Genomic DNA, 2,853 nt, shown 5'->3' with positions numbered 1-2,853 from the left:
TGGGGCTGGCACTACGACCACCGCCCCGGGCAGTACGTCGGCATCGGCGTCCAGGTCGGCGGCAAGTACCACTGGCGCTCCTACTCGGTGAGCTCGCCGCCGGTGAAGACCGGGCGCACCCTGGCAATCACCGTGCGCGCGATGCCCGAGGGCTTCCTGTCCGACCACCTCGTCAACGGCCTCGAGCCCGGCACGATCGTGCGCCTGGCCACGCCCACCGGCGACTTCGTGCTGCCGGACCCGCCGCCGGCCCTCTCGCTGTTCCTGGTCGGCGGCAGCGGCATCACGCCGGTGATGTCGATGCTGCGGACGCTCGATCGTCGCGGCACGATGGGTGACGTCGTCCTGCACTACTCCTCGACCACGCCGGAGCGGATGATCTTCCGCGACGAGCTGCTGGCGCTGCACGACAAGCACCCCTCGCTCACCGTCCACGAGCGTCACACCGACACCCAGGGCATCTTCGACCTCGCCGACGGGCTCGACGCCACGATCCCCGACTGGCGCAAGCGCGAGACCTGGGCCTGCGGACCCGGCCCGATGCTGGACGCGGTCGAGCAGCACTGGGAGTCCCACGACCTCACCGAGCGACTGCACCTCGAGCGCTTCTCGCTCGAGCTGTCCGGCGACGGGGGAGAGGGCGGCTCGATCTCGTTCCAGAACTCCGGCAAGCAGGTCGAGGCGGACGGCGCCACGACCGTGCTCGAGGCGGGCGAGCAGGCCGGCGTCGGGATGCCCTACGGCTGCCGGGTCGGCATCTGCCACACCTGCACCGTGACCAAGATCAGCGGCACGGTGCGCGACCTGCGCAACGGTGCCGAGTTCGACCAGCCCAACGAGCAGGTGCAGACGTGCGTGACCGTGCCGGTCGGCCCCTGCGTCCTGAACATCTGAGACTCATGATCCGCGAAGGAAGGACCGACTGATGGCCATCGCCGACGTCAAGGAGTACTGCCACCTCACCCCCGAGGAGGTCGAGCAGATCGGAGCCGAGCTCGACGCGATCCGCACCGAGATCGAGGAGGCGCGCTGCGACAAGGACGCCGCCTACATCAACCGAGTCATCACCACGCAGCGCTGGTTGGCGGCCGCCGCACGGATCGGCATGATCGCCAGCTCGCCGCTGGACAAGAAGGTCCGCGGGCCGGTGCTGGCCGCCAGCGCCGCCGCGCTGGCGGTGGCCAAGATCCTCGAGAACATGGAGATCGGCCACAACGTGATGCACGGCCAGTGGGACTGGATGAACGACCCCGAGATCCACTCCTCCACCTGGGAGTGGGACACCGCCCAGCCGGCCGAGCAGTGGAAGCACAGTCACAACTACATCCACCACCAGTTCACCAACGTGCTCGGCTACGACAACGACATCGGCTACGGCGTTCTGCGGATGGCGCGCGAGCAGCGCTGGCACCCGCACAACCTGGGCCAGCCGGTCTACAACGCTCTGCTCGCCTCGCTCTTCCAGTGGGGGGTGGCCCTGCACGACCTCGATCTCGAGGCGATCCGCAAGGGCAAGAAGGATCCGAAGGAGATGAAGCGCCAGCTCAAGCAGATCGCCAGGAAGGGCCGCAACCAGTTCGTCAAGGACTACGTGCTCTACCCGGCGCTCTCGGGCAAGCAGTGGAAGTCGACCCTCAAGGCCAACGCCGGCGCCAACTTCACGCGCAACGTGTGGTCCTACCTGATCATCTTCTGCGGCCACTTCCCCGACGGTGCGCTGCACTTCACCGAGGACGAGCTCGAGGACGAGACCCGCGCCGAGTGGTACCTGCGCCAGGTACTCGGCACCGCCAACTTCGAGGGCGGCAAGCTGCTGCACGTCATGTCCGGCAACCTCGGCTACCAGATCGAGCACCACCTCTTCCCGGATCTGCCGAGCAACCGGTACGCCGAGATCTCGGTCAAGGTGCGCGCGCTCTGCGACAAGTACGACATCCCCTACACGACCGGTCCGCTGCACCGGCAGTACGGCCAGGTGCTGAGGGTGATCCACAAGCTGTCGCTGCCCAACAAGATGACCTCGGACGACAAGCCGCCCACCGGCAAGGACGTCACCGTCGAGCACGGCCGTCGTCGCGACGACGAGATGCACGACCGTCGTCTCGAGCTCGGCGGCTGGTCCCGCTCGGCCCCGTGAGCCCCGTGAGCCCCGTGGACCTGTTCGCCTGGAGCGACGGTGACCTGGTCAAGGCCAAGGTCACCCAGTGCGCGCTGGCGCGGATCTGTGGCGCGTGCGGTCAGTCGCTCGGGCGGCCGGTCGCGTTCGTCGGCACGGCGGCGGAGGTGGGTCGCAACGCCTTCCACGCTCCGCCGCTGCACACGACGTGTGCCGACGACGTACGACGGGCGCTCGACGACTCCTGGGAGGTCGTGCAGACCGGGGGGTTCGAGTTCGTGCGTCCTGGCAGGGACGACGAGGACCGGCGGCCGACCTTCCAGCCCAACTCGCTGCTCTGAACTCCCAGCGCCCCGCACGCGGTGTCCTACCGTGCGGTGGGTGGACAACGAACTCGTCTTCATCACCCAGCTCATCATCGCCTTCTTCGTGTCGCTGATCTTCGCGATCGGGAGGTCGCCGGACCGGGTCGCTCACTTCGTGGCGCTGTCCCTGGCCCGCACCGGGGTGATGGCCGCCGGTGCCGTGCTCGTCGTGGTGACCGTCTCGGTGGTGTCGTCCTCCGGACCCGGCTTCGAGGGGGAGTCCGGCGGTGCGTTCGCGAGCGCCCTGCTGCTCGCCGCGTTCTGTCTCGCCACCGAGCGCCACGTCGTGCTGATCGACCCCGCCCGGACGACGGCTTCCTAGCGGTCGGAGTCGCGACCCTCGCAGCGGTACTGCTTCTCGGCGACGCAGAG

4 protein-coding genes are annotated in these 2,853 nt (G+C 68.5%); all 4 read left to right on the top strand.

The window, feature by feature from the left end; translation table 11 throughout:
* Positions 1-894 (top strand): ferredoxin reductase (locus VOI19_RS17555; RefSeq protein ID WP_323794240.1); only part of this gene is annotated, 894 nt, incomplete at its 5' end.
* A 31-nt stretch (positions 895-925) separates the two neighbouring features.
* Positions 926-2,137: an acyl-CoA desaturase gene (locus VOI19_RS17550; RefSeq protein ID WP_323794239.1), complete on the top strand. Its 1,212-nt coding sequence runs from the start codon at positions 926-928 to the stop codon at positions 2,135-2,137.
* Positions 2,138-2,142: 5 nt separating this feature from the next.
* On the top strand, positions 2,143-2,457 hold the full coding sequence (locus VOI19_RS17545; RefSeq protein WP_323794238.1) for a hypothetical protein: 315 nt from the start codon (positions 2,143-2,145) through the stop codon (positions 2,455-2,457).
* 40 nt (positions 2,458-2,497) lie between these two features.
* Positions 2,498-2,803 (top strand): hypothetical protein, encoded by a 306-nt coding sequence (locus VOI19_RS17540; RefSeq protein WP_323794237.1) that lies wholly within the window; start codon positions 2,498-2,500, stop codon positions 2,801-2,803.
* Positions 2,804-2,853 lie beyond the last annotated feature (50 nt).

Origin of the sequence: Nocardioides sp. (assembly GCF_034670285.1) — a bacterium.
GTDB lineage: Bacteria > Actinomycetota > Actinomycetes > Propionibacteriales > Nocardioidaceae > Nocardioides.
Note: the sequence above shows the minus strand (reverse complement) of the source record. Positions and strands in the feature narration are given on the sequence as shown.

Bases quoted from the DNA above. Each gene is read 5' to 3' on its own strand.
- VOI19_RS17550 (WP_323794239.1), top strand. From the start codon at position 926: ATGGCCATCGCCGACGTCAAGGAGTACTGCCACCTCACCCCCGAGGAG.